Source organism: Shewanella sp. 1311 (assembly GCF_059338235.1).
Genome location: NZ_CM181686.1, coordinates 2393318 through 2412934 on the forward strand (window position 1 = coordinate 2393318; position 19617 = coordinate 2412934).

Sequence of the window (19617 nt, forward strand, 5' to 3'; positions counted from 1 at the left end):
CCAGCCTCCACCCAAGTGGCTTGGGTGAGCAAGCTAAATAATAGCTTACTTGATTTCTACAGAAGCACCAGCTTCAGTAAGTTCTTTCTTCAGAGCTTCAGCTTCTTCTTTAGAAACGCCTTCTTTAACTGCTACTGGAGCAGCTTCAGACATAGCTTTAGCTTCTTTCAGGCCTAAACCAGTTGCGCCACGGATGGCTTTAATTACTGCAACTTTGTTGTCGCCGTGAGCAGTCAGAACTACGTTGAATTCTGTTTGTTCTTCAACAACAGCAGCTTCAGCACCGCCAGAAACAACAGCAGCAGCAGCAGAAACGCCGAACTTCTCTTCCATTGCTTCGATTAGTTCAACAACTTCCATTACAGACATAGCTGCAAAGGCTTCTAAGATTTGGTCTTTAGTGATAGACATAACAAATGTTTCCTATTGTTCTGAATTCAATTTTATTAAGCAGCCAGCTTGAAATTAAGCGGCTTCTTGTTTTTGATCGCGCAGGGCGGCCAGTGTACGAACGAACTTGCCAGCAGATGCTTCTTTCATAGTCATCATTAACTGAGCTAGTGCTTCTTCGTATGTTGGCAGTTTCGCCAAACGATCAATTTCAGCTGCAGGGATGAAATTCCCTTCAAAGGCTGCGCCTTTAACTTCGAAGTTAGCTTGTTCTTTAGCAAAGTCTTTTAACAGACGTGCTGCAGCACCTGGGTGCTCTAAAGAAAAAGCGATCAAAGTTGGGCCAGTGAACGTCTCTGCTAGGCACTCAAAAGCAGTACCTTCAACAGCACGACGAGCCAATGTGTTACGTACTACACGTACATATACACCAGCTTCGCGAGCTTTTTTACGCAGACCGGTCATAGCACCTACAGTCACACCGCGAGAATCAGCGGCAACTGCAGATAGCGCACCTTTGGCAGCTTCGTTGACTTCAGCAACAATCGCTTTTTTGTCTTCGAGTCTTAATGCCATTGGCTTTACTCCTGGATTCTACCTAGGGTATTCCCTAGTATTTACCATACTAAATACTTATGTATTTAGTGACTTACGGTGCAGATTATCCAGTAAAAAATTTTAGCTGGGGCCTGACACCGTCTACGCAGGAAATTAAGTTATTTTTACAAAAAACACCTGCGGTCTTGGACGGAAACCTGAGTTAAACACCGCTTAAACGGAGGATAAAACAGGCTTCAACCCACAAAGTGCGCGCATTATAGACTAATGCACGCGCTTTGTAAAATTATACGGTTGTTTCAAGCGTAGCTTGATCAACTGCAACACCTGCACCCATAGTGGTAGAGATGCTGATCTTTTTCACGAAAATGCCTTTAGCAACTGCAGGCTTAGCCTTTTTCAGTGCTGACACTAACGCTTCCAAGTTTTCTTTCAATTGAACTGGTGTGAAATCCACTTTACCGATAGTAGTGTGGATAATACCGTTCTTGTCGTTACGGTAACGAACTTGACCAGCCTTGGCATTCTTAACAGCTTCAGCAACGTTTGGCGTTACTGTACCTGTTTTAGGGTTAGGCATTAAACCACGTGGGCCTAAGATTTGACCTAACATACCAACAACGCGCATTGCATCTGGAGATGCGATAACCACGTCAAAGTTCATTTCACCAGCTTTGATTTTCTCAGCCAGATCATCCATACCAACTAGCTCAGCGCCAGCTGCTTTAGCAGCTTCAGCATTTGCACCTTGTGTAAATACTGCAACGCGAACGTCACGACCAGTACCGTGTGGCAACACTGTTGCACCACGAACGTTTTGGTCAGATTTACGTGGGTCGATACCCAGGTTAACTGCTACGTCTACACTTTCAACGAATTTTGCAGTTGCTAATTCTTTTAACAGAGCAACAGCTTCGTTGATATCGTAGCTTTTAGTACCGTCAACTTTCTCGCGTATTACGCGCATGCGTTTAGTTAGCTTTGCCATTATATTAATCCTCTACAACCAAACCCATTGAACGCGCAGTACCTTCGATTGAGCGAGTCATCGCTTCAATGTCAGCACCAGTCATATCGGCAGCTTTAAGTTCAGCAATTTCTTGAACTTTAGCGCGAGCGATAGTACCCACTTTCTGAGTGTTTGGACGTGGAGAACCTGATTTCAGGCCTGCAGCAGTCTTCAGTAAGTAAGACGCTGGAGAAGTCTTGGTTTCAAAAGTGAATGAACGGTCACTGTATACAGTGATCACGACTGGAATAGGCATGCCTTTTTCCATTTTTTCTGTACGGGCGTTAAACGCTTTACAGAATTCCATGATGTTCACACCTTTTTGACCCAAAGCTGGACCAACTGGTGGTGACGGGTTCGCAGAACCTGATTTTACTTGTAGCTTAATATAAGCATCAATCTTCTTTGCCATCTGACATTTCCTCAGTTTGGGTTCAAACGCGCATCAGCGACATGCTGACGTGCTCCCCCGAAAACAACGGGGACGAATTATATAGAAATTCGCCCCCGTTGCCAAACGGATTTTGTATTTTATTTAATCAGCCTTTTTCAACTTGACTGAAGTCAAGTTCAACAGGCGTAGAACGACCAAAGATCATTACTGATACTTTTACGCGGCTCTTGTCATAATCCACTTCTTCAACGGTACCGTTAAAGTCAGCAAATGGACCATCACACACACGAACCAATTCACCTGGCTCAAATATGGTTCTATGAGTCGGTGACGCTGTCGTTTCTTGTAAGCGACGCAGAATTGCATCCGCTTCTTTATCTGAAATTGGGGCAGGACGATCAGACGTTCCGCCAATAAAGCCTAAAACACGCGGGATGCTTTTGACTAAATGCCAGCTGTCATCGTTCATTTCCATCTGGACTAACACATAGCCAGGGAAAAATTTACGTTCGCTCTTGCGACGCTGACCTGCACGCATTTCAATGACTTCTTCAGTCGGAACCAATACTTCACCGAAGTATTCTTCCATGCCGTGCATCTTAATGTATTCAATCAGTGACTTACAAACTCGGCCTTCATAGCCTGAGAATGCCTGCACTACATACCATCTTTTTTTAGCTTCTTTAGCTTCAGTCATTCGAGGTGCCTATACGCCAGTGATAAAATTGACAATTCGCATTAACACAGCATCCATACCCCAAAGGATAAGAGCTAGGATACCTGTTGCTGCAAGGACAATAAAAGTGGTGTTTAGCGCTTCTTGACGCGTCGGCCATACAACCTTGCGCACTTCGATATGCGCTTCACGGGCAAAAGCTAACGCTTTTTTACCTTTTACAGTCTGGAGCGCAATAAAACCAGCAATAGCGAATGCAACGATAACACTAAGCGCACGTATGACGGCACTGGCTTCGCTATACATTTGATTGCCAATAACAGCAGCGGCTAGCAATACAATCACTAAACCCCACTTCACGATATCCAGAGAATTGTTCTGGTTTTCAGTATTTGTTGTCATCGGTTTTTCCGTTACTCAATACGGCCTGAGCTTAGAGCACATTAATTGACGGGCATAATTCCCACATCATACTCTGCATTTCCGAACACCCTTAGAAACGCAAAATAGCATAAGCTCAGGGTCAAAAATCGGCCATAGATTGTATTCTTATTCGACTTTGTAAGCAAGGATGCGAATCCCATGCAAACCACAAAACCTATGAAATAATCCACTTAAACAAAAAAGGAAGCCGAAGCTTCCTTTTCAAACTAATCTCTATCGCTATTAAGCAATGATTTTAGCTACTACACCAGCACCTACTGTACGACCACCTTCACGGATTGCGAAGCGTAAACCTTCGTCCATCGCGATTGGGCAAATCAGAGTAACTACCATTTTGATGTTGTCGCCAGGCATTACCATCTCTACGCCTTCTGGCAGTTCGATAGTACCAGTCACGTCTGTTGTACGGAAGTAGAACTGTGGACGGTAGCCTTTGAAGAATGGAGTGTGACGTCCGCCTTCTTCTTTTGACAGAACATAAACTTCTGATTCAAAAGTGGTGTGTGGGTTGATTGAACCTGGTTTAGCCAATACTTGACCACGTTCTACGTCATCACGCTTAGTACCACGTAATAACACACCACAGTTCTCACCTGCACGACCTTCGTCAAGCAGCTTACGGAACATTTCTACGCCAGTACACGTTGTTTTAGTCGTAGTGCGAACACCAACGATTTCAACTTCGTCACCAACTTTAACAATACCACGCTCAACACGGCCAGTTACTACAGTACCACGGCCAGAGATTGAGAATACGTCTTCGATTGGCAGTAGGAACGGCTTATCGATGTCACGTTGTGGTTCTGGAATGTAAGAATCCAGTGCATTAGCCAGTTCAATAATCTTAGCTTCCCACTCTGGTTGGCCTTCTAGTGCCTTCAGAGCTGAACCTTGGATTACTGGTAAGTCATCACCTGGGAAATCGTATTCTGACAGAAGTTCACGAACTTCCATTTCTACCAATTCCAGTAATTCTTCGTCATCTACCATGTCACATTTGTTCATGAACACGATGATGTACGGTACGCCAACCTGACGAGAAAGCAGGATGTGCTCACGAGTCTGTGGCATTGGACCGTCTGTTGAAGCTACTACTAAAATCGCGCCGTCCATCTGTGCAGCACCAGTGATCATGTTTTTAACATAGTCAGCATGGCCTGGGCAGTCTACGTGTGCGTAGTGACGTGAAGGCGTGTCATATTCGATGTGAGAGGTATTGATTGTAATACCGCGCTCACGCTCTTCTGGAGCGTTATCGATTTGAGAGAAGTCTTTAGCTTCGCCACCGTAGGTCTTAGCCAGTACGTGAGAGATAGCTGCAGTCAGTGTGGTTTTACCATGGTCAACGTGACCAATGGTGCCCACGTTTACATGGGGCTTAATACGTTCAAATTTAGCTTTAGCCATGGTAATGCCTCAGTCCAAGAATCTTGGTGATGAAAACTAACATATAGAAAAAATCCGATGCATTAAAATGACATCGAACCGATTATGTTTAGGCGTAGGAGCTAAATTTAGAGAGGCTGGTGCTGATAGGCAGATTCGAACTGCCGACCTCACCCTTACCAAGGGTGTGCTCTACCAACTGAGCCATATCAGCAACTAATTTGGAGCGGACAGCGGGAATCGAACCCGCGTTATCAGCTTGGAAGGCTGGAGTAATACCATTATACGATGTCCGCGCAACCTAACTAAGGCTACCTAACTACCTAGAAAAAAGTGGTGGAGGGAGAAGGATTCGAACCTTCGAAGGCTGAGCCGTCAGATTTACAGTCTGATCCCTTTGGCCACTCGGGAACCCCTCCACAGAAAATGGTGCCGGCACCAAGAGTCGAACTCGGGACCTACTGATTACAAGTCAGTTGCTCTACCAACTGAGCTATGCCGGCATATCATTTCGGAACGGGATATTAGGTAAATGCGCTCTCAAGTGCAAGTAAAAAACGTCCATTTACGTAAAAAAAGCGCTTGAACGGTGTTTTTTTACACGTTATCCAACTTTGACGACCAATTAAACAGCGAATACATCAAACGACGACGGAAACACGACTGCAATCACCCATTTAGTATTGTTCCGAATAATCCCATAGTGTACTGTGCCTTTCCTAAGCTGAGGAAAGCCAATGACTTCTAAAAATTCAATTCAAAAAGCACTCTATCTTGCCTTTGAGCGCCTGCAATGGTCTGAGTTACGAGATTCAGTGCCGTTGACGCTGAGTGAGCAAGACTTGGAAAACCTTAGAGGCATAAATGAGAAGATTTCCTTATCGGAAGTCACTGATATTTACCTTCCCCTTAGCCGGCTACTCAATTTGATCGTCAAAGCTAAGCAGCAACGTGGCTTAGTGGTTGATGAGTTCCTTGGGCAAAAGCCATCAAGAAGCCCTTACATCATTAGTATTGCCGGCAGTGTCGCCGTCGGCAAAAGTACCACAGCGCGTATCTTGCAAGCCTTGCTACGGCATTGGCCTGAGCACCCTAAGGTCGATCTAGTCACAACGGATGGCTTTTTGTATCCGCTGGCAGACTTGAAGCGTAAAGGGTTATTACAGCGCAAGGGATTTCCGGAAAGCTACGATATGAAAATGCTGGTTGAGTTTATCTCAGCAGTAAAATCTGGCCAACCCCATGTGAAAGCCCCTATCTATTCACACGTCACCTATGACCGTGTGAAAAATCAGCACCAAACCGTTTCTCAGCCCGACATCTTAATTTTGGAAGGCTTGAATGTACTGCAGACTGGACTCGACTCCCCCGTCGATACCCGTCGTCCTTTTGTCTCCGATTTTGTCGACTTTTCTATTTATGTCGATGCGGAAGAGCCGTTACTCAAACAATGGTACAAAGAACGCTTCTTGCAATTCCGCTCTGGCGCCTTCAGTGACAAGAAATCGTATTTTCATCACTATTCGACACTAACTGACGATGAAGCCAATACCATTGCAGCCAATATTTGGGACACGATTAACGGTCCCAACCTACAATTAAATATTCAACCGACCCGTGAAAGGGCGCATTTGATCCTACAGAAAGGTCAGGATCATTTGATGTCCCACGTACTGATGCGCAAATAGTCTTCTATAAAATAGTCTCTTGGGTGCTTAGCGTGCCCTTAAGCTAATTTCACCGCCGATAAATGCTTGCACACCGTCGGCGGTTTCGAGCAATACCGCACCCTGCTCATCAACGCCGCGACAAATCCCTTCGACAGACGTATCCCCCATAATCAAACGTATTTCACGACCATAAAATAAGTCTGCCGCTTGCCAACGAGCCTTGAATGCAGCTAATCCTTCACGTTCAAATAGCTGGATATCGCGCTTCAGTTGCTTCTGTAATTCGATAACAAGCGCAGTCTTATCTGGCATATCGACCAAATCTGACAGGTCACTCCAAGGCTGATCGATACCTTTGCCTTGCTCCTCTGACATCGCCATATTAACGCCAACACCAATGATCAGCTGACACTGACTATCCGCCTGTCCCGACATTTCAATCAAGATCCCAGCAAGCTTCTTGTTATCCAAATAGATATCATTCGGCCACTTAACCCCAATATTCTCGACCCCAAACGATTTAAGCACTTCAACCAAAGTGCACGCCACTACTAAACTTAAACCCATAGCCTGTGCCATTCCCTGCGGAAATGTCCAAAACAATGAGAAGTACAAGTGATGCCCATAGGGCGACACCCAAGTGCGACCTCGGCGACCGCGACCTGCAGATTGATACTCTGCCACGCACACATCGCCATTCTTTAGCTCAGTGGTATGGCTCAGCATAAAGCCGTTGGTGCTTGCGATTTCATCAAAATAAAAACAACGGTTATCAATTGACTGCACTAAACGTGAAGCATCAATCAAAGAGATGGGATTGGCTAGCTTATAGCCGCGACCTTTAACGCTATAAATTGCTACGCCATAGGTTTCTAACGCATCAATGTGCTTATTTACAGCGGCGCGCGAAATCCCAAGTTCAGTGGCTAACTGCTCGCCTGAAACAAATTGACCGCTAGACAATAACGCTAATATCTGGCGCTTTCTTCCCCAATTATCAGACATACAAATTTCCTTCACCGTTAGCGCCCATGATTCTAGGTTCCGCTTCTAGCACAACACCAAATTTATCCTGTACTTGCGCAATAACATGCAGTGCTAAGCGACAAATATCGCGCCCCGTTGCCCCGCCTCGATTCACTAATACTAAGGCTTGTTTGTCATGCACAGCCGCATTTCCAAGCACAAAACCTTTCAGCCCCGCTTGCTCAATCAACCAACCTGCAGCCAATTTTACCGTCGCATCCGCTTGTGCGTAACCCACTATTGTCGGAAAACGCTGTGCTAAATCTAGATAACAGGCCGCGCTAACAATAGGATTTTTAAAGAAACTGCCTGCATTGCCGAGCACTGCTGGATCAGGGAGCTTTTCACTGCGCACTTGGCATACGCGCTCAAAAATCTCATGGGCTGTAACGGTTGCGGGATCAAACGATTGCAATGGGCCATAGGCCAAACGCGGTTGCCACCGTTTAACTAAGCGCAGTCCGACAGCAGTGACTACGGCAAGATTACGTAATTTGTCTTTGAAAATGGATTCACGGTAAGCAAATTGACACTCAGCAGTGCTTATACGCACAAACTCACCTGAGGGTAAATCAAGATACTCAACCCAATCACATACATCACAGAGTTCAACACCATAAGCGCCAATATTCTGGATAGGTGCTGCCCCAACCGTTCCAGGAATTAACGCCATATTTTCCAGCCCAAACATGCCATGCTCGAGCGTAAACTTAATTAACTCGTGCCAATTCTCACCCGCCTCAACCTCGAGATAAAATGCTTCTCCGTCTTCAGATACTTTTATCCCCTTCGATAAAATCCTGACAACTGTACCGTTAAAGTCCTCAGTGAAGACCAGATTGCTACCGCCACCAAGCACCAACATAGGCAATTGCTGTTGCCATAGTGGCAAACACATCGCCTGAACAGCTTCTTTTGAGTGCGCCTCAACAAGAGCGGCGCAAGACTGGGCTAAACCAAAGGAATTAAACGATTTAAGGCTATGAGCTAGAGACATGTGTTTGATCAATGACGACAAAAACACATTGTAACTGCTAAAAGCGAGGATTGCAGCTAACGCGGAGGACATGTATTGATGAAATAGTCATCGTGGAGTAGGCATTTAGGCGAAAAATCACGCTGAAATTAACAAACTGCAGATGCAAAAAAGCCAGCTTATTCAGCTGGCTTCGTTACATCTCAATGAGATAATTAGGCGCTTGGCGATGACCTACTCTCACATGGGGAGACCCCACACTACCATCGGCGCGTTTGCGTTTCACTTCTGAGTTCGGGATGGGATCAGGTGGTTCCACAAGGCTATTGTCACCAAGCAAATTCTGTTTATTACCGTGTCCATCTCTGGCTCACGCTAATAATAATTCGGAAAGCTGATTTGCTTTGTTTGAGTCTTTAACTTTATCAAGTGTCGATATTCTGTCTAAGGCTTTTCGTACGACCTCCATGGATGGAGGAAGTGCTAGAAAATGTCTGGAACATTTTCAGTAAAACCCATCTGGGTTGTATGGTTAAGCCTCTCGAGTCATTAGTACATGTTAGCTCAACGCCTCACAACGCTTACACACCATGCCTATCAACGTCCTAGTCTCGAACGGCTCTTTAGAGGAATTAAATTCCTAGGGATGACTCATCTTAGGGCTCGCTTCCCGCTTAGATGCTTTCAGCGGTTATCGATTCCGAACGTAGCTACCGGGCAATGCCATTGGCATGACAACCCGAACACCAGCGGTTCGTCCACTCCGGTCCTCTCGTACTAGGAGCAGCTCCCTTCAATCATCCAACGCCCACGGCAGATAGGGACCGAACTGTCTCACGACGTTCTGAACCCAGCTCGCGTACCACTTTAAATGGCGAACAGCCATACCCTTGGGACCGACTTCAGCCCCAGGATGTGATGAGCCGACATCGAGGTGCCAAACACCGCCGTCGATATGAACTCTTGGGCGGTATCAGCCTGTTATCCCCGGAGTACCTTTTATCCGTTGAGCGATGGCCCTTCCATTCAGAACCACCGGATCACTATGACCTACTTTCGTACCTGCTCGACGTGTATGTCTCGCAGTTAAGCTGGCTTATGCCATTGCACTAACCGTACGATGTCCGACCGTACTTAGCCAACCTTCGTGCTCCTCCGTTACTCTTTGGGAGGAGACCGCCCCAGTCAAACTACCCACCAGGCACTGTCCCTAATCCCGATAAGGGACCTAGGTTAGAACATCAAAACTACAAGGGTGGTATTTCAAGGACGACTCCATCATGACTAGCGTCACAACTTCAAAGTCTCCCACCTATCCTACACATGTAGGTTCAATGTTCAGTGCCAAGCTATAGTAAAGGTTCACGGGGTCTTTCCGTCTAGCCGCGGGTATACGGCATCTTCACCGCAATTTCAACTTCACTGAGTCTCGGCTGGAGACAGCGTGGCCATCATTACGCCATTCGTGCAGGTCGGAACTTACCCGACAAGGAATTTCGCTACCTTAGGACCGTTATAGTTACGGCCGCCGTTTACCGGGGCTTCGATCATGAGCTTCTCTTGCGATAACCCAATCAATTAACCTTCCGGCACCGGGCAGGCGTCACACCGTATACTTCCTCTTGCGAGTTTGCACAGTGCTGTGTTTTTGATAAACAGTTGCAGCCACCTGGTATCTGCGACTCCCGTCAGCTTAGAGAGCAAGTCTCATCACCAACAGGAGCGTACCTTCTCCCGAAGTTACGGTACCATTTTGCCTAGTTCCTTCAGCCGAGTTCTCTCAAGCGCCTTGGTATTCTCTACCCGACCACCTGTGTCGGTTTGGGGTACGATTCCCGCTAACCTGAAGCTTAGAAGATTTTCCTGGAAGCATGGCATCAACTACTTCAGTCCCTTAGGACCTCGTCATCAGCTCTCAGTCTGCACACTAAAGTGCGATTCCCCGGATTTGCCTAAGAAATCAACCTACCACCTTAAACGCGGACTACCAACGCCGCGCTAGCCTAGCCTTCTCCGTCTCTCCATCGCAGTTAGCGGAAGTACAGAAATATTAATCTGTTTCCCATCGATTACGCCTTTCGGCCTCACCTTAGGGGTCGACTCACCCTGCCCCGATTAACGTTGGACAGGAACCCTTGGTCTTTCGGCGAGGGGGTTTTTCACCCCCTTTATCGTTACTCATGTCAGCATTCGCACTTCTGATACCTCCAGCGTGGGTTACCCCTTCACCTTCAACGGCTTACAGAACGCTCCTCTACCGCGCACAGTAAACTGTGCACCCGTAGCTTCGGTGACTAGCTTAGCCCCGTTACATCTTCCGCGCAGGCCGACTCGACTAGTGAGCTATTACGCTTTCTTTAAATGATGGCTGCTTCTAAGCCAACATCCTAGCTGTCTAAGCCTTCCCACATCGTTTCCCACTTAGCTAGTACTTTGGGACCTTAGCTGACGGTCTGGGTTGTTTCCCTTTTGACGACGGACGTTAGCACCCGCCGTCTGTCTCCCGAGTAGTACTCATTGGTATTCGGAGTTTGCAAAGGGTTGGTAAGTCGGGATGACCCCCTAGCCTTAACAGTGCTCTACCCCCAATGGTATTCGCTCGAGGCGCTACCTAAATAGCTTTCGAGGAGAACCAGATATCTCCCGGTTTGATTGGCCTTTCACCCCCAGCCACAAGTCATCCGCTAATTTTTCAACATTAGTCGGTTCGGTCCTCCAGTTGATGTTACTCAACCTTCAACCTGCCCATGGCTAGATCACCGGGTTTCGGGTCTACACCTTGCAACTAAACGCGCAGTTAACACTCGGTTTCCCTACGGCTCCGCTATTCGCTTAACCTCGCTACAAAATGTAAGTCGCTGACCCATTATACAAAAGGTACGCAGTCACGGTCTCAAGAACCGCTCCCACTGCTTGTACGTATACGGTTTCAGGTTCTATTTCACTCCCCTCACAGGGGTTCTTTTCGCCTTTCCCTCACGGTACTGGTTCACTATCGGTCAGTCAGGAGTATTTAGCCTTGGAGGATGGTCCCCCCATATTCAAACAGGATGTCACGTGTCCCGCCTTACTCGTTTTCATCAATGGTTAGTTTTCATGTACGGGGCTATCACCCTGTGCCGCTGTGCTTTCCAACACATTCCACTAACACCCCACTGACTTAAGGGCTAATCCCCGTTCGCTCGCCGCTACTAGGGGAATCTCGGTTGATTTCTTTTCCTCCGGGTACTTAGATGTTTCAGTTCCCCGGGTTCGCCTCGCAACACTATGTATTCATGTTGCGATAACAGCTTATGCTGCTGGGTTCCCCCATTCGGACATCGTTAGCTCAAATGCTTGTTACTAGCTCGCCAACGCTTTTCGCAAGTTACTACGTCCTTCATCGCCTCTGACTGCCAAGGCATCCACCGTATACGCTTAGTCGCTTAACCATACAACCCAAATGAGTTTCACTCATCTGAGTCGTATTGCGACCAGCTTGGTTTTACTTGTCTCACTTCTGACCAAAGAAGTGGACGCGCCTTAGACGTAAACTATTCAATAAAGAATAATTTACTTTTGAATATTCAAGACACTTAATAAAGTGTTTGAGAACTCATGTTCAATGCTTTCGCATTGAACGTTTTGTAATTAATTACATGACAGACTCATGCAATTAAATACTATCAGCTTTCCAAATTGTTAAAGAGCGGGCTTAAAAAAGCCAAAGATAATTTTTAAGTTTATCTTTGGCATCTCTATCCATAGTGCATATGCCTTATTACTTTGCAATAAAGTCAGAATAAGGTGTAAATGGTGGAGCTATGCGGGATCGAACCGCAGACCTCCTGCGTGCAAGGCAGGCGCTCTCCCAGCTGAGCTATAGCCCCATTTACATGCAGTGCGAGTAAGTAAGATGTTCCAAACCTCTAAAAGGATTGGTTTGCCAAATCAAGTTATCCGCGGTAAATTAACGCGACGTTTAGTTCACTAAACGAGTGTTAATTTAACAAAGGAGAACGAAGATTTGGTGGGTCAGAGTGGACTTGAACCACCGACCTCACCCTTATCAGGGGTGCGCTCTAACCAGCTGAGCTACAGACCCATCTTTGATGAACCTATTTAACTAGGTTTATCTTTTACTCTTTCTTCTATCAAGCAAATCTGTGTGAACACTCAACAAACATTAAGTTAGTCGTATAGGTAAGGAGGTGATCCAGCCCCAGGTTCCCCTAGGGCTACCTTGTTACGACTTCACCCCAGTCATGAACCACAAAGTGGTGAGCGCCCCCCCGAAGGTTAAGCTACCCACTTCTTTTGCAGCCCACTCCCATGGTGTGACGGGCGGTGTGTACAAGGCCCGGGAACGTATTCACCGTGGCATTCTGATCCACGATTACTAGCGATTCCGACTTCATGGAGTCGAGTTGCAGACTCCAATCCGGACTACGACGAGCTTTGTGAGATTAGCTCCACCTCGCGGCTTTGCAACCCTCTGTACTCGCCATTGTAGCACGTGTGTAGCCCTACTCGTAAGGGCCATGATGACTTGACGTCGTCCCCACCTTCCTCCGGTTTATCACCGGCAGTCTCCCTAGAGTTCCCACCATTACGTGCTGGCAAATAAGGATAGGGGTTGCGCTCGTTGCGGGACTTAACCCAACATTTCACAACACGAGCTGACGACAGCCATGCAGCACCTGTCTCACGGTTCCCGAAGGCACTAAGCTATCTCTAGCGAATTCCGTGGATGTCAAGAGTAGGTAAGGTTCTTCGCGTTGCATCGAATTAAACCACATGCTCCACCGCTTGTGCGGGCCCCCGTCAATTCATTTGAGTTTTAACCTTGCGGCCGTACTCCCCAGGCGGTCTACTTAATGCGTTAGCTTGAGAGCCCAGTGTTCAAGACACCAAACTCCGAGTAGACATCGTTTACGGCGTGGACTACCAGGGTATCTAATCCTGTTTGCTCCCCACGCTTTCGTGCCTGAGCGTCAGTCTTTGTCCAGGGGGCCGCCTTCGCCACCGGTATTCCTCCAGATCTCTACGCATTTCACCGCTACACCTGGAATTCTACCCCCCTCTACAAGACTCTAGTTCGCCAGTTCGAAATGCAATTCCCAGGTTGAGCCCGGGGCTTTCACATCTCGCTTAACAAACCGCCTGCGCACGCTTTACGCCCAGTAATTCCGATTAACGCTCGGACCCTCCGTATTACCGCGGCTGCTGGCACGGAGTTAGCCGGTCCTTCTTCTGTAGGTAACGTCACAGTAATAGCGTATTAAAATATTACCTTTCCTCCCTACTGAAAGTGCTTTACAACCCGAAGGCCTTCTTCACACACGCGGCATGGCTGCATCAGGGTTTCCCCCATTGTGCAATATTCCCCACTGCTGCCTCCCGTAGGAGTCTGGGCCGTGTCTCAGTCCCAGTGTGGCTGATCATCCTCTCAGAACAGCTAGGGATCGTCGCCTTGGTGAGCCATTACCTCACCAACTAGCTAATCCCACCTAGGTTCATCCAATCGCGGAAGGCCCGAAGGTCCCCTCCTTTCCCCCGTAGGGCGTATGCGGTATTAGCAGTCGTTTCCAACTGTTATCCCCCTCGACTGGGCAGATCCCTAGGCATTACTCACCCGTCCGCCGCTCGCCGGCAAAGATAGTAAACTATCTTCCCGCTGCCGCTCGACTTGCATGTGTTAGGCCTGCCGCCAGCGTTCAATCTGAGCCATGATCAAACTCTTCAATTAAAGTTTTGTTGTTTGACTTACGTCAAACGGCTCAACGAATTCTGTTCGACTCCTATTTATCCGAAAATAAGTAGTAAGTCTTTGTACATATTGCTATGAACACTCATCACTCTCGTGAAAGAATTGGTTGATTTAAATTTTTGACTGCCAACCCTAAGGTTAAGCAGTTTCGATTAACTCAACACCTGTGAGTGTCCACACAGATTTGCTTGATAAATTGTTAAAGAGCGTTGACCACACACTGAGTTTTCAGCGGGTCAGGGCTGCGTATTCTACGCATTCCCGTTAGTGCGTCAAGTAGTTTTTTCAACTTTCTCAACACTCATCGTTTAGCTTGCTAACCGATGAACTGCTTGGCTTTCTTTACTTAACTTGCGTTACGCTGTCTGCCGTGTCAGTGGATGCGCATTATAGGGAGATTGAGAAAGTCCGCAAGGGCTTTTTAGCGATCATTGAATCGTACGTCGATATTTTAAACGTTATGACCATTTTTTAGCTTGTAGACCTTATTTATCGGAAATAAGTCAGCTTTTTTAGCTAATAATTGATAATTCACGCTCAATATTTCAGCAATGGTCTAGTGTAAAAGTAAATAATTCATTACCATATACTTGCTGTTAACAGTTATTTATCAATTTTCCATTCATCAGAGAGCATTCTTATGCAAAAGTCATTTCTTATTGTTTTGATTGTCGCCATTGTTGGCGCCTTTGTGCTATTTCAGTTTGCACCTACGCTGCCGGCTTATATTGCCTTCGTTGCAGGCGTTATTGTGACTAGCCTTATCTTTAAACTTGTTCCAGAGACTTCATCATCTCATGCTACAGAAGAACAATATGTTGGTCCTACTATGACCTTATATGTAGGTAACCTGCCTTATCGTGTCCATGAAGGTGAAGTAAAAGTATTGTTTGGTGAGTTTGGCCCAGTAAACTCTGTGCGTTTAGTCAGAGATCGTAAGACTGGTCGTCGTAAAGGTTTTGGTTTTGTGGAGATGTCAGAGTCTGGCGCTCAGAAAGCCATGGTTAAACTGAATGACTATAGCTTCCAAGAAAGAACCTTAAAAGTAAGAGAAGCAAAAACACAAGATTCGGAAGCTGCCGACCGTACAGGTACTGACGAGTAGTATTGTCGTTTAAACTGTTTTGTTTGACGTTATAAATTTAGTTGGTTGTGGTGATTCGTTCGATAGTTGAAAAGCCACAATCAATTAATGTTGTTGTTAAGCCTTCACTGATTTCCGCTTTAGTATAGAACGCCTGCATTGCTGAATCCCCTAATGCTTCTCTCTCATTTGTTACTCTGCGCTCCTCCACAATAAGATTCTGTTGCGTTAAAAGAGTCACGACTCGCTTAGCTATCGCAGCGCCAGAATCCATTAGCGTTACGCCCGCACCGAGCACTTGTTGTAATTCAGCTTGGATCATCGGGAAGTGAGTACAACCCAGTACGAGCACGTCCAATTGCGCGGCAACGACTGGCGCGAGTAAATCTGCCAGTCTGTGCATGTCCATTTCACCTGTCGCTATTTTCTGCTCCGCCATCATGACAAGTTCAGAACAACCAAAAAGTTCGACATGGCAATCATCGGCAAATTGACTGATGAGCTCATGGGTATAATGACGCTTAACTGTGCCAGGGGTAGCCAAGAGTCCAATACGTTTACTCTTAGACATCTTTGCTGCGGGTTTGATAGCGGGTACAACGCCCACAACAGGAATACTGAGGTTTGCACGTAATGCCGGTAGCACGACAGTGCTCGCGGTGTTGCAGGCGACGACGACTATCATTGCATTGGTGCGAGCCACAAGATCACATACTAATGCGATACAGCCAGCAATTAATACCTGCTCTTCTAACTCGCCATAGGGCAACCTAGCATTGTCGAAAAGATAACAATAGTCGCTATGGGGCAAACTCTTGCGGATTTCAGCCAATACGGATAGGCCACCAATCCCAGAATCAAACACTAATATAGGTCGCGACAAGCGGGTCTCCCGTTTCGGTTATAACAAAATGGCTATACAGATTGAACGCATTACAACATTAAGTGATTCGATGTTTGATGACTGAATGAATCCAACCAAATACGCATTGAATATCCATAGAATCACACTCAAGCGCGCAGATTTTCCCACAGCTTTGCATAAACAGCAAAAGCAAGATGCTGGACATTCGTGTCACCTAGTATAATATTTGCGCCCCAATTTACAGCAACGGTGAATCAAACAATGAACTTAGCAGCAATGGACCCTCAGACTTATGATACGCAGTTAGAACACAAGCGTATCAAGCTAGAACAAGCCTTTGCCCAATTTGAAACACCGAGTGTTGAAGTTTTTGCCTCAGAGCCTGCCAACTACCGTATGCGTGCTGAATTCCGCATGTGGCATGACGGTGACGACTTATACTATTACATGTTCGATAAAGTATTGAATGAGAAAGTGCGATGCGATCAATACTTGCCAGCCAGCGTGCTCATCAATCAAATGATGTCGGCCTTAATCGCCGAACTAAAACCGAATCCTAGTCTAAGACATAAACTGTTCCAAGTGGATTTTTTGTCGACCTTAAGCGGCGAGATCTTAGTGTCCTTGCTTTATCACAGACAGCTTGATGACCAATGGCGCGCCGATGCGACTGCACTAAAAGCCAAGTTAAGCAGCCAGTTTAACGTCAACATCATCGGCCGTGCCCGTAAGCAGAAAATCGATTTAGATAAAGACTTTGTGGTCGAGTCATTACAAGTGAATGATAAAACCTTCTTATATAAGCAAATCGAGAACAGCTTTACTCAACCGAATGCCAAAGTTTCCGTAAAAATGTTGGAGTGGGCTATCGATGCGACTCAAAACAGTCAGGGTGATTTACTAGAACTCTACTGTGGTAATGGCAACTTCTCTATCGCACTGGCGCAAAACTTTAATCGCGTATTGGCCACCGAACTCGCTAAGCCTTCAGTCGATGCGGCACAATACAATATCGAAGTGAATGGTATTGAGAATCTGCAGATTATTCGCATGTCGGCCGAAGACTTTAGCGATGCCATGGCGAAGAAACGCAGCTTTAGACGTTTAGAAGGTATCGATCTCGACAGCTATGTGTGCAACACCATTTTTGTCGACCCACCACGCGCAGGGATTGATCCTGATACGTTGGCATTAGTACAAGGTTACGAGCGGATCTTATATATTTCCTGCAACCCTGAAACCTTAAAAGACAACCTGCAGCTACTGAACGAAACCCATAAAGTCACTCGCTTCGCCTTGTTTGATCAGTTCCCTTATACCGAACACATGGAAACAGGTGTTCTACTAGAGCGTCGTTAGTCACCTCAAATGCATTAAGCTCGACTGCATAGCAGTTAAACGTAGCTAGAACTCAAACATAAATTCGCCAAAAATAATGGAGCCTCAGGCTCCATTATTTTTAGCAACTGATGTGCATATCACTCAGATTAGCGGTACTCAACCTTATGCTGCAAAGTCTCGGCACCTTTGGCGACCATACGCAGTTGCATGACTAATTGATCGGCCAGGATTTTTCGATCGGCGCGTTTCATATCTAATGCTGAAGCGCCGGCGTTAAACACCAAAGTGACTAAAGCTTCTGCCTGCGCCCGAGCTAATAACGGAGTTCGGCCCGCTTTCGCTTCGGTATAGTGAGCCAATTCAGAAATAAAATGTTCAATTTCGCGAGCAACCGCCGCACGGAACGCTGCAGAGGTTCCTGAACGTTCATGCAATAAGATACGGAATACGTTTGGATTAGAATCAAGCACTTCCATAAAAGTATCAACAGAAATACGGATCACGCTACCACCGGCTTCGGCTCGCTGACGGCCTTTTCGCATCATCTGTCTGAGTGTTAATCCGCCCTCGTCCACCATAGTGAGACCGAGTTCGTTCATATCTTTAAAATGGCGATAAAAAGATGTCGGCGCGATATTGGCTTCCCGAGCAACCTCTCGCAAACTCAGACTTGAGAAGCTGCGCTCAGCACTTAGCTGATTAAAGGCCGCATCGACTAAAGCTCGACGAGTTTTCTCTTTTTGCTGTGCTCGAATACCCATTCTTAAATCCGCTAACTGAATGTAATGACGCGATAATACCGCTTTTAGGCATTAAACACAGCCCCATCGTCCTTGACCAAACAATATAGCTAGGCTAAATTAGCTTACAGATGTACGCTCAAAAGCGAATTTTGGAAACCTATAATGAAAAAACCCCCTATCATCTGGCTTAATGTCAGTCTGTTTGCCATCACTTTCCTCAGTGCGGTGATCTTAGTTCCGTGGCGCGGTATTGTTCACGGCTATGGCGCCAGTGAATGGATCGCTTTTATTGTCTTAGCCTTTGCCAGTGGTTTGTCGATCACCGCAGGTTATCACAGACTTTGGTCACACAAGGCCTATAAAGCCCATCCAGCCGTGCGGTTTATGTATGCACTCGGCGGTGCTTTAGCATTACAAAACAGTGCATTACACTGGGCTTCCGATCATCGAATCCACCACAAGCACGTAGATGATAACGACAAAGACCCGTACTCAGCCAAAATGGGATTCTGGTACAGCCATATCGGTTGGATGCTGCGTGAGTATCAGTCGCAACGCTATCATGATTATCAAAATGTGCGCGATCTGCAAAATGACCGTATCGTTATGTGGCAACACAAACATTACCTCGCACTCGTATTACTGATGAACATTGGACTGCCTGCCCTGCTCGGCTGGCTGAACGGCGATGTACTGTCTATGTTATTGATGGCGGGTTTACTGCGTTTAGTGGTTGTGCATCACTGCACTTTCTTCATCAACTCTTTAGCCCACGTGTGGGGCAGCCAGCCTTATACCGATAAGAACACTGCCCGCGATAATGGCTTTCTAGCCATGTTGACCTACGGTGAGGGTTACCATAATTTCCATCACATCTTCGAAAATGACTATCGTAATGGCATTAAATGGTGGCACTACGATCCAACTAAATGGTTGATTAAGTCATTATCTTGGTTGGGGTTAGCCAAGGACTTGCGTACGAGTCCACAGGAACGTATCGAGAGCGCACGCTTGCAGATGCAGCTGCTGCGGACCAAGAACAAAGTCGTGCACTTACCCAATGCCGATGAAATTATTGAAAAAGTCCAAGCTGAGTATGAATTACTCAAGCTGCACTTAATGGATTACTATCAAGCAAAGAAAACCTTGCTTGAGGCCAAGCGCAAGCAACTTGTCGATCAGCAGCTATTGCAGCAAGTTGAAGAGCTAAAAGCGCGTTTCTTAGTCCAGCAAAAACATTGGCGCAGCCTAACCGCAACTTATAGCTAAACCACAATTCTGCCCGAAAGTCATACGGCCACCTTGC

Annotated in this window: 15 protein-coding genes, 6 tRNA genes and 3 rRNA genes; 4 read left to right on the top strand and 20 right to left on the bottom strand. The window is 46.4% G+C overall.

The annotated features are described in order from the left end of the window. Positions 1–45: 45 nt before the first annotated feature. The 11 genes from rplL to AC5YB3_RS10845 form a co-directional block, all read right to left on the bottom strand. Positions 46–411, bottom strand: a complete 366-nt coding sequence (rplL, locus tag AC5YB3_RS10795) for a 50S ribosomal protein L7/L12 (protein WP_006083608.1) — start codon at positions 409–411, stop codon at positions 46–48. Between the two features lie 54 nt (positions 412–465). After that, a complete protein-coding gene (gene rplJ, locus AC5YB3_RS10800; protein ID WP_006083609.1) occupies positions 466–966 on the bottom strand; it encodes a 50S ribosomal protein L10 in 501 nt (166 codons plus the stop codon). Positions 967–1234: 268 nt separating this feature from the next. Further along, positions 1235–1936 carry a 50S ribosomal protein L1 gene (gene rplA / locus AC5YB3_RS10805; protein WP_006083610.1) on the bottom strand — a complete coding sequence of 234 codons (702 nt, stop codon included), beginning with the start codon at positions 1934–1936 and terminating at the stop codon, positions 1235–1237. A gap of 4 nt (positions 1937–1940) precedes the next feature. Next, positions 1941–2369, bottom strand: a complete 429-nt coding sequence (gene rplK / locus AC5YB3_RS10810) for a 50S ribosomal protein L11 (protein ID WP_006083611.1) — start codon at positions 2367–2369, stop codon at positions 1941–1943. 127 nt (positions 2370–2496) lie between these two features. Further along, the gene (nusG, locus tag AC5YB3_RS10815; RefSeq protein ID WP_006083612.1) at positions 2497–3048 is read right to left on the bottom strand and encodes a transcription termination/antitermination protein NusG; all 552 of its coding nucleotides are present in this window, start codon (positions 3046–3048) and stop codon (positions 2497–2499) included. A gap of 9 nt (positions 3049–3057) precedes the next feature. After that, on the bottom strand, positions 3058–3429 hold the full coding sequence (secE, locus tag AC5YB3_RS10820) for a preprotein translocase subunit SecE (RefSeq protein ID WP_006083613.1): 372 nt from the start codon (positions 3427–3429) through the stop codon (positions 3058–3060). A 264-nt stretch (positions 3430–3693) separates the two neighbouring features. Continuing rightward, on the bottom strand, positions 3694–4878 hold the full coding sequence (gene tuf, locus AC5YB3_RS10825; protein WP_006083602.1) for an elongation factor Tu: 1185 nt from the start codon (positions 4876–4878) through the stop codon (positions 3694–3696). Positions 4879–4995: 117 nt separating this feature from the next. Beyond that, positions 4996–5071 (bottom strand) — tRNA-Thr (locus AC5YB3_RS10830). 8 nt (positions 5072–5079) lie between these two features. Further along, positions 5080–5153 (bottom strand) — tRNA-Gly (locus AC5YB3_RS10835). A gap of 38 nt (positions 5154–5191) precedes the next feature. Beyond that, positions 5192–5276: transfer RNA gene (locus tag AC5YB3_RS10840), tRNA-Tyr, on the bottom strand. Between the two features lie 8 nt (positions 5277–5284). After that, positions 5285–5360 (bottom strand) — tRNA-Thr (locus AC5YB3_RS10845). A 234-nt stretch (positions 5361–5594) separates the two neighbouring features. Between AC5YB3_RS10845 and coaA the strand changes: the two genes are divergently transcribed. After that, on the top strand, positions 5595–6545 hold the full coding sequence (gene coaA / locus AC5YB3_RS10850; RefSeq protein ID WP_006087509.1) for a type I pantothenate kinase: 951 nt from the start codon (positions 5595–5597) through the stop codon (positions 6543–6545). A gap of 27 nt (positions 6546–6572) precedes the next feature. Here coaA and birA read toward each other — a convergent pair whose 3' ends face one another. The 7 genes from birA to AC5YB3_RS10885 form a co-directional block, all read right to left on the bottom strand. After that, a complete protein-coding gene (gene birA / locus AC5YB3_RS10855) occupies positions 6573–7532 on the bottom strand; it encodes a bifunctional biotin--[acetyl-CoA-carboxylase] ligase/biotin operon repressor BirA (protein WP_259529936.1) in 960 nt (319 codons plus the stop codon). Next, on the bottom strand, positions 7525–8550 hold the full coding sequence (gene murB, locus AC5YB3_RS10860; RefSeq protein ID WP_494527103.1) for a UDP-N-acetylmuramate dehydrogenase: 1026 nt from the start codon (positions 8548–8550) through the stop codon (positions 7525–7527). The genes birA and murB overlap by 8 nt, the downstream gene beginning before the upstream one ends. Positions 8551–8750: 200 nt before the next feature. Further along, a 5S ribosomal RNA gene (rrf, locus tag AC5YB3_RS10865) occupies positions 8751–8866 on the bottom strand. A 191-nt stretch (positions 8867–9057) separates the two neighbouring features. Further along, positions 9058–11960, bottom strand: a 23S ribosomal RNA gene (locus tag AC5YB3_RS10870). A gap of 362 nt (positions 11961–12322) precedes the next feature. Then, positions 12323–12398, bottom strand: a tRNA-Ala gene (locus AC5YB3_RS10875). Positions 12399–12536: 138 nt separating this feature from the next. Next, positions 12537–12613: transfer RNA gene (locus tag AC5YB3_RS10880), tRNA-Ile, on the bottom strand. Positions 12614–12712: 99 nt separating this feature from the next. Then, positions 12713–14257: ribosomal RNA gene (locus AC5YB3_RS10885) — 16S ribosomal RNA — on the bottom strand. The 16S, 23S and 5S rRNA genes sit together here with 2 tRNA genes alongside, the layout of an rRNA operon. Before the next feature lie 661 nt (positions 14258–14918). Here AC5YB3_RS10885 and AC5YB3_RS10890 point away from each other — a divergent pair. After that, positions 14919–15383: an RNA-binding protein gene (locus tag AC5YB3_RS10890; RefSeq protein ID WP_006083618.1), complete on the top strand. Its 465-nt coding sequence runs from the start codon at positions 14919–14921 to the stop codon at positions 15381–15383. A gap of 37 nt (positions 15384–15420) precedes the next feature. On the opposite strand, the gene murI is transcribed toward AC5YB3_RS10890, so the two are convergent. Continuing rightward, the gene (gene murI, locus AC5YB3_RS10895; RefSeq protein ID WP_494527104.1) at positions 15421–16245 is read right to left on the bottom strand and encodes a glutamate racemase; all 825 of its coding nucleotides are present in this window, start codon (positions 16243–16245) and stop codon (positions 15421–15423) included. 243 nt (positions 16246–16488) lie between these two features. On the opposite strand from murI, the gene trmA reads away from it, so the two are divergent. Further along, the gene (trmA, locus tag AC5YB3_RS10900; RefSeq protein ID WP_494527105.1) at positions 16489–17586 is read left to right on the top strand and encodes a tRNA (uridine(54)-C5)-methyltransferase TrmA; all 1098 of its coding nucleotides are present in this window, start codon (positions 16489–16491) and stop codon (positions 17584–17586) included. Positions 17587–17714: 128 nt separating this feature from the next. On the opposite strand, the gene fabR is transcribed toward trmA, so the two are convergent. Next, positions 17715–18329 (bottom strand): HTH-type transcriptional repressor FabR, encoded by a 615-nt coding sequence (gene fabR, locus AC5YB3_RS10905; RefSeq protein ID WP_494527106.1) that lies wholly within the window; start codon positions 18327–18329, stop codon positions 17715–17717. A 144-nt stretch (positions 18330–18473) separates the two neighbouring features. On the opposite strand from fabR, the gene AC5YB3_RS10910 reads away from it, so the two are divergent. Continuing rightward, a complete protein-coding gene (locus AC5YB3_RS10910) occupies positions 18474–19580 on the top strand; it encodes an acyl-CoA desaturase (RefSeq protein WP_006087519.1) in 1107 nt (368 codons plus the stop codon). Positions 19581–19617: the final 37 nt, after the last annotated feature.